The following is a 7,178-nucleotide window of genomic DNA, read 5'->3' on the forward strand; positions in this document are numbered from 1 at the left end:
CGAGTAAACGTTGCACTTTTTATTGCAATTTATCGTTTAAAAAAGAGTGAATTCGCAACTAAGTGCTCAATCCACTCCCGTTTTATTTCTGTCTGACATAGTTCATCATGTCGTATGGTAATGTATTGGCGGTTTCTTTGAGAGAATAATTTTCTAAATTATTGACATTTTGACGGAGAAATTTTGCATAACTAGCTGAAATCAGCTTTTCGTGTTCGTATTCAAAAATAATCTTCCGCTCCAAATAATAACCTCGTAGCATTTCCTTGATATTATTCGGTTTGATACGCGTGATAACCCGCTCAATAAAACACTGCTTTCAATAATTGCTGTCTCACGAATACGCGAATCTTGTAAGAAATTGATAAGCGCAGTATTATAAACGCCCTTCAGATTTTCTAAACTCCCGATAATCACTTCTGTATTGGCTAGATACAGTTCGGCAATCTCTTCTCTTTCAGCCTTACTAGGCTTTGCTCTATCTTGATTGAGCCAATTACGGAAAGTAGAGCCAAACGTAACAATCTCATGTAACAATAAGCGAGTCATTCTGAAAAAGCTAATCAAAAAATAAGTGAAGCGCGAAGCAAGGTTGCGGTTGATTCTTTGCTCCATATTCCATAAATAACGTTGGTAAATGGAATAGGCACGGTTGCTTATTTTTCTTTCTTCGTAGGCTTGTTCCAAGCCGTCACTTTCAATACTCAGCATCAGCAATTGCAAATCTGTCAAATCTTTTTGAACAGATTTTCCTTCCTGCTCCAGGATAAGATTTTCGATTCGTCCATGATAATTATCAATAGCCGCGTAAAGCGGAGCCTTGACTTTGGTATGTTTCAAATCTTCTTCTAATTCTTGGACAACGTCATTTAAAATAGCAATATGCATGAGGTAGTCGGATGATTCTTCTTTGTTTTCTGATAAACGAGGTAATATTACAAGCCCTGTCAAAAAACTAAGCAACGTAACCCCAGCCACCAAGAAAAGCAAGAGAGGATACTTTTGTTCTAACGCTGTTGGAATCAAGAGAATGGTCGCAATAGACACCGTTCCTTTCACGCCTGAAAAAGTTAACAGAGCAATATCTCTCCAATATTTCGACATTCTCTTTTTCAAACGCAGACTTCTCCAGAAATAAAAGCCATAAATCATGACAAAATGAATGGCAAATAGCACAATCGTCAGCAAAAGAATCGTTAGAAGGAGCCAGAGATTATCATAAACCGGACTTTTCAAAATGGGTTCAGCTATCGTTTCTAACTCTATTCCTAAAATGACAAAGACCGATCCATTCAGCATAAATGTGACAGTTTGCCAAATCGTATCTGTCACGGTATCAACTTGAGCTTCTAATAAAGTAATCCTTTTAAAACGACTAGCCTTAAAAATCCCTGCCACGACCACTGCAATAATTCCTGATACATGGAGTTCTTCGGCCAAAAAGAATGTCAGCAACGGTAAACTTAATTCTAACAACAGTTCTCCTGCTGTGTCTGAGGCTCGCACCATATACAGCAGCTTTTGCAATTGACGATTTAAAAAAGCAGTTAGACCACCCACAATAAAACCGCCAATGATTGAAAGGATAAGTGAGGTGCTGGCTTCCTGAGCTGAAAATTTCCCTGTTGTCCAAGCCGTCAGGGCAAATTGAAAGGCAACTAAACCACTCGCATCATTTAGCAAGTCCTCCCCTTTCAAAATATTTTCTACACGTCTTGGAAAGGTAAAGCGCTCAGATAAGGACGCAAAAGCCACTAAATCAGTCGGACCCAAGGCGGCTCCAACTGCGATACAAGCTGCAAGAGGAAGGGACACCCATAGCCAATGTGACAAAAAGCCAAGACTAAAAGTTGATAGAAAAATAACTGGAAAAATCAGATAAATAACAATCTTCCAATGCTTAAGAATACTGGTAATATCGCTTTCTTCTGCTTCTCGAAACAGTAGCGGTCCAATGATTAAAGCTAGAAACAGCTCCGTCTCTAAATGAAACGTTCCAACTGGAATGAAAAATCCCAAGCCAATCCCTAATAGAATTTGTATGAGTGGCGTTGGCAAGCTTGGAAATAGCTTGTTGGTGGCATTTGAAACAATCAGAACAGATAAAAAGATAATAATATAAAGGAGTAAGTCCACCTTTTCCTCCTTTATTTTTGCCTACAGCATTTTTCAAAAAGCATCTTCTGCTCGGAGATTTTTTGCTCTATTTTCGATAAATCGCGATGCTCAATCATTTTTTGACAGCGCTCCATTTCAAGATTGACTAATTTTTTCTTAATCCGAAGCATTTTTTGCTCATCTGCGCATCATTTACTTGCTTTGCTAAGATTTCTCCATTGGTTGAATCTAGATATTGACTGCGCAAGCAGCTCAATTTTTCATGTAGATATTGCTTATCCATTTTTCTCTCCACTTAGGTCATTTTTAATTTCTCAATCATCACTAAAAAGGGGGGCTGATTGATTTGGTTGATTGTTTTATAAAGGGCGACAGTAAATTCCTGCTGCGGCAATTGACTAACAAAGTCTAAAACTGCATCTCGCTCCACATCGCCACCTGCATGCCCATAGTAAATCATGATTGCAATCCGACCGCCAGCTACTAAACGCTGACATAATTTTTCCAAAGCCTGAATAGTTGTATGTGGCTGCGTAATCACTGTTTTATCTGCCGACGGAAGATAGCCTAGATTAAAAATAGCTGCTTTAATACTTTCAACATATTGATCCACATTTTCGTGACCTGTCAAAAGCAGTTCAACATTGTCCAATTTAGCTTCTGCCAAGCGCTTGGTAGTTTGCTCAACGGCTTGCTCTTGAATATCAAAAGCATACACTTTTTTAGCCAGTCGTGCCAAGAAAAGCGTGTCGTGCCCATTGCCCATAGTGGCATCAACGACGATGTCTTCATCAGTCACTACTTCCTCTAAAAAAGCATGTGCCATTTGTAATGGTCTTAACATATAAATCGTTGCTCCTTTGCTTTACACCCTTGAACGCTGCCGCGACGGTTCATTTCCTGTTCAATCGCATTGAGAACTTCCCATTTGTTGAGGCTCCACATAGGGCCAATTAACATATCTCGTGGCGCATCGCCTGTAATCCGATGAATGACGATATGCTTAGGGATTATTTCTAATTGGTCACAAACAATTGAAACATACTCATCTTGGCTAAGCAGCTGCAAGCGTCCTTCATGATAATCTCGTTGCATGCGTGTGTTGGTCATTAAATGCAAAAGATGTAATTTAATCCCTTGAATGTCATTGTCTGTCACACAGCGGCGAACATTTTCTATCATCATTTCGTGAGTTTCACCAGGTAAGCCATTGATTAAGTGAGAAACTATCTCGATTTTTGGAAATTTCCGCAGACGTTGAACCGTTTCAACATATAATTCATAGGAATGTGCGCGGTTAATCAATTGCGAAGTAGCTTCATAAGTCGTCTGCAAGCCCAGCTCTACCGTCACATGCATGCGTTCGGATAATTCTGCTAGATAAGCAATCGTCTCATCAGGCAGGCAGTCTGGTCTGGTTCCAATGTTAATACCTACAACTCCTGGCTCATTGATGGCTTGCTCATATCGCTCACGAATGACCTCCACCTTATCATGGGTATTGGTGAAATTTTGAAAATAAACTAGATATTTCTTGACTTCAGGCCACTTTCGATGCATAAAATCAATTTCCTTGTAAAATTGCTCACGAATCGGTGCTTCTGGTGCTACAATGGCATCACCTGACCCAGATACCGTACAAAAAGTACAGCCACCATGAGCTACCGTTCCGTCTCGATTAGGGCAATCAAAGCCAGCATCAATCGGAACTTTAAAGGTCTTCTCTCCAAATAGTTTTCGATAATAAGCATTTAACGAATTATATGGTTTCATAACTTTCATTGTACCACAAAATAAAACAGAACTCGCGTTCGGAGTTCCATTTACACTTTACTAATGTCCGTTGGCTTCCATTGGTGCTTTTTCAAATCCACACAGCCATTCGTTTTAAAAGTCACTCCTTCGGCCCAAAGGAGATGTCTCTGCTCCTCCCACGCTGGCGCTAAGCGTCCTGCGGAATTAACCACACGATGGCAAGGATACTTCCCATAAAGTCCAGCCTGAGACAGGGCGCGACCTACCAAACGAGCATTTCTTTCTCGCCCTATCAAATGCGCAATTTGTCCATAGGTAGTCACTTTTCCCACAGGAATCTGCTCAACTATTGACAAAATTTGATTAATCAGACGTTTATCTAAAACTTTTGCCACCCTGCCTCCTCTAAACTGTCTGCTAACAATCTATTTTTGCTTTCCTGCAAAACGCCATTGGAAGCGCAACTTATCATAATAAGGAAATTCAATATGCAACATCCCTAAACCTAAGAAAAGACTTCCTAAAACATCTGTTGGATAATGAACTCCTAGATAAACGCGAGATGTCATGATTGTAAGAATGAATACCATGAGTAACACTTGCAGCAAATGTCTGAGATGACGATTTTTCACGCGCTGGCTCACAATAATCACTAACGCCCCAACAACTAACGTCGAAGCCAAGGCATGTCCACTCGGAAAAGAAAATCCACCTTCTTCTACTAAATGTTGGATCGTAGGACGAGGACGTTGATAGACATTTTTCAAAAGAGCCACTAAAATTCCCGTCAAAGCAAGATTTCCAGCCAAAAGAATCGCCTCACTCCACCATTTTTTATAAAGGAAAAGACCAACTAAAACTACAACCCAAGTTATAATAACGGGTATGTTGATTAGACTTGTCACGTTAGAAAAGAAAAATGTCAAAGAATCTGGTAAATCCCCACGCAAAATTGTCTGAGTTGGCCAATCAAAGCCTTTTAAATAATTAGGATGAAACTTGACAACATATCCTAAAATCACAAAAAGTAAAAGGGCAAAAGAGCCCTTGGTTAAAAACGTTTGTTTATTTTTCATACTTGATTAAAATTGGTTTCAAAAGCAGATAAATCAGCCAGAAGGCAACTGCAAAAACCACACCTTCTAATAGATTAAATGGAATGACCATTGCAAATAGATAGTTTGCCACACCCAGAATCTTTGAAATATCAAAATTAGCAAATGTTGTATAGAGTGGAATAGCATAGGCATAGTTGAGAATCAGCATTGCCAAGGTCAATCCGAGCGTCCCCACCACAGAAGCGATTAGAAAACGAACGGTTGTCTGCTCTTTTTTCCAAATCAAAGCAAAAGCAATTACGAAAACAGCAACCGCAATGATATTCATCGGCAAGCCAATATAAGTATTGACGCCTTGATTGTTCAGCAGCAGTTTGAGCGCCGAACGAACCAATAAAATGCTCAAAGCACCACCTAAATCCAACACCACTAATCCCAGTAAGATTGGTAAAATACTGAAATCTAGCTTTAAAAAGCTAGCCCCCGGTAAAATCGGGAAATCAAAGAACATCAGCAAAAATGAAATTGCTGAAAGAATGGCAACAACAGCCATTTTGCGTGTATGTGTCATAACAGGTTCCTCCAATTTATAAAAATTAGAGAAGCTGGAAGGCTTGCTGAAGAACGATTTCTCTAAATCAACGGAACCTTTGAAATAGTATAAGAAAATTTCCTTAAATAAAATTTAAAAGCTGTACTTTTAGACCTTCTTCATTGCCTCTCGTCTTCTCCCATCCAGACTGTACTGTCGGTTGTGGAATTGCACCACATCAGCTTACGCTCGCGGACTTAAAACAGCTATCCAGTTGGCAAAGATTTTGTTTTTAAATGAAGTGGCGTTTCAAAGGTACACAAAGAAACTACAACGCTATATAAAAACAAAAGATTGTCAACAGCTGCAAATTACCGCCGGTCGGGAATTTCACCCTGCCCTGAAGACCCTTTAATCATAACAAAAAAAGCCTGCTAGAGCAAGCATTTTATCCGATGTCGTCCATTCTTTTAAGAAATCCTATTTTAATTTGTCATGTGCATAGTGATGTACTAGCTCCAAACCTGCAAAATTCTGTTGCCGCAGGGCTTCATACACCAGCATACAGACTGTATTTGACAAATTCAGACTTCTGACATGTTCATCATTCATAGGAATACGCAGGGCTTTTTCAGAATGATCACGCATAAAATCTTCTGGCAATCCCTTATCCTCACGCCCAAACATGAAATAGTGATTTCCAACAGTTGCAAAATTTTCTTCCGCATAAACCTTCTCCGCAAACTTAGAAATCAAATACAATTGTCCGTCCATTTTACTCATGAACTCTTCTAAATTGTCATAATAAGTAATGTCCAGCTTATCCCAATAATCCAAGCCAGCCCGTTTCATCTTACGATCATCAATCGGGAATCCCATTGGTAAAATGATGTGAAGCGATGAATTCGTTGCTGCGCAAGTCCGTGCGATATTTCCTGTATTTTGAGGAATTTGTGGTTCAAAAAGAACAATGTGATTTTGAAATGTTGTCATATGTTATAACCTTCTCACCTACCTTAGTGAACTGTGATTGCTATCAAGCAAAAAAATAGCCACACTGCCCGGAGTCAAGCTCAGCAGACAGCGTGGTTTAAGGCTCATTAACTTACATCACAACAGGTTTGAGGTAAATCAATGAGGGTACTTTCTTAGTATATCACTTTATTAGCACATGTCAACAAAAAAAACTTTATTTTTTCATATTTTCTAGATTTTTATGATGAATTTTCAAGTTTTATCTTTTTATTTTCAATTACTGGACTCTTCTGAATAAAATATCTCTTTTTCTTTCTTCAAAATGATGAAATTTTTGCAAAAAAGGGTATGATAGGATAGGATACTTGGGAGGTATAAGATGAAAATTATTGTCGTTGCTGGCGGTAAAGTCGGAGCTGCACTCTGCCGTTCACTTGTGGCGGAAAATCATGATGTGATTCTAATCGAACAAAATGAATCTGTCCTCAATAGGGTTACAAAACGTTATGATATTATGGGCATTGTGGGTAACGGTGCCAATTTTAAAATTTTAGAACAGGCTGATGTCGGACATTGTGACATTTTTATTGCCATGACGGAGCAAGATGAAGTCAATATGATTTCAGCTGTATTAGCTAAAAAAATGGGGGGCAAAAGAAACGATTGTTCGTGCTCGTAACCCAGAATATTCAAATTCTTATTTTAAAGATAAATTGTAAAATATAGTGCAACAAAAAAAC

6 protein-coding genes, 3 pseudogenes and 1 riboswitch are annotated in these 7,178 nt (G+C 38.9%); of the genes and pseudogenes, 1 reads left to right on the top strand and 8 read right to left on the bottom strand.

The features are described from left to right. Window positions 1-82 precede the first annotated feature (82 nt). From HMPREF2876_RS07590 to HMPREF2876_RS07620, 8 genes and pseudogenes are all read right to left on the bottom strand, one after another. Window positions 83-2,136: pseudogene (locus HMPREF2876_RS07590) on the bottom strand (cation:proton antiporter). An 11-nt stretch (window positions 2,137-2,147) separates the two neighbouring features. Beyond that, window positions 2,148-2,401: pseudogene (locus HMPREF2876_RS10280) on the bottom strand (hypothetical protein). 12 nt (window positions 2,402-2,413) lie between these two features. Then, complete coding sequence (locus HMPREF2876_RS07595) at window positions 2,414-2,962, bottom strand: tRNA 5-(aminomethyl)-2-thiouridylate-methyltransferase MnmM (protein WP_024051505.1); 549 nt, start codon at window positions 2,960-2,962, stop codon at window positions 2,414-2,416. Continuing rightward, entirely contained in the window at window positions 2,956-3,900 is a 945-nt protein-coding gene (locus HMPREF2876_RS07600; RefSeq protein ID WP_003023668.1) for a tRNA modification radical SAM protein MnmL/YtqA, read from the bottom strand. Before HMPREF2876_RS07600 ends, HMPREF2876_RS07595 begins: the two co-directional genes overlap by 7 nt. A gap of 41 nt (window positions 3,901-3,941) precedes the next feature. Further along, entirely contained in the window at window positions 3,942-4,268 is a 327-nt protein-coding gene (locus tag HMPREF2876_RS07605; protein ID WP_070584603.1) for an MGMT family protein, read from the bottom strand. Window positions 4,269-4,298: 30 nt separating this feature from the next. Continuing rightward, a complete protein-coding gene (locus tag HMPREF2876_RS07610; protein ID WP_024051503.1) occupies window positions 4,299-4,949 on the bottom strand; it encodes a phosphatase PAP2 family protein in 651 nt (216 codons plus the stop codon). Continuing rightward, entirely contained in the window at window positions 4,939-5,502 is a 564-nt protein-coding gene (locus HMPREF2876_RS07615; protein WP_024051502.1) for an ECF transporter S component, read from the bottom strand. Before HMPREF2876_RS07615 ends, HMPREF2876_RS07610 begins: the two co-directional genes overlap by 11 nt. Window positions 5,503-5,650: 148 nt before the next feature. Beyond that, window positions 5,651-5,875, bottom strand: a riboswitch (FMN riboswitch). 68 nt (window positions 5,876-5,943) lie between these two features. After that, window positions 5,944-6,456, bottom strand: a complete 513-nt coding sequence (locus tag HMPREF2876_RS07620; protein ID WP_024051501.1) for a tRNA (cytidine(34)-2'-O)-methyltransferase — start codon at window positions 6,454-6,456, stop codon at window positions 5,944-5,946. Between the two features lie 361 nt (window positions 6,457-6,817). Here HMPREF2876_RS07620 and HMPREF2876_RS07625 point away from each other — a divergent pair. Next, window positions 6,818-7,151: pseudogene (locus tag HMPREF2876_RS07625) on the top strand (NAD-binding protein); the annotation flags it as partial. Between the last annotated feature and the right edge of the window lie 27 nt (window positions 7,152-7,178).

The organism is Streptococcus sp. HMSC073A12, assembly GCF_001812815.1.
GTDB classification, from domain to species: Bacteria; Bacillota; Bacilli; order Lactobacillales; family Streptococcaceae; genus Streptococcus; species Streptococcus vaginalis.

Bases quoted from the DNA above. Each gene is read 5' to 3' on its own strand.
- HMPREF2876_RS07615 (WP_024051502.1), bottom strand. From the start codon at position 5,502: ATGACACATACACGCAAAATGGCTGTTGTTGCCATTCTTTCAGCAATT.
- HMPREF2876_RS07620 (WP_024051501.1), bottom strand. From the start codon at position 6,456: ATGACAACATTTCAAAATCACATTGTTCTTTTTGAACCACAAATTCCT.
- HMPREF2876_RS07610 (WP_024051503.1), bottom strand. From the start codon at position 4,949: ATGAAAAATAAACAAACGTTTTTAACCAAGGGCTCTTTTGCCCTTTTA.
- HMPREF2876_RS07595 (WP_024051505.1), bottom strand. From the start codon at position 2,962: ATGTTAAGACCATTACAAATGGCACATGCTTTTTTAGAGGAAGTAGTG.
- HMPREF2876_RS07600 (WP_003023668.1), bottom strand. From the start codon at position 3,900: ATGAAAGTTATGAAACCATATAATTCGTTAAATGCTTATTATCGAAAA.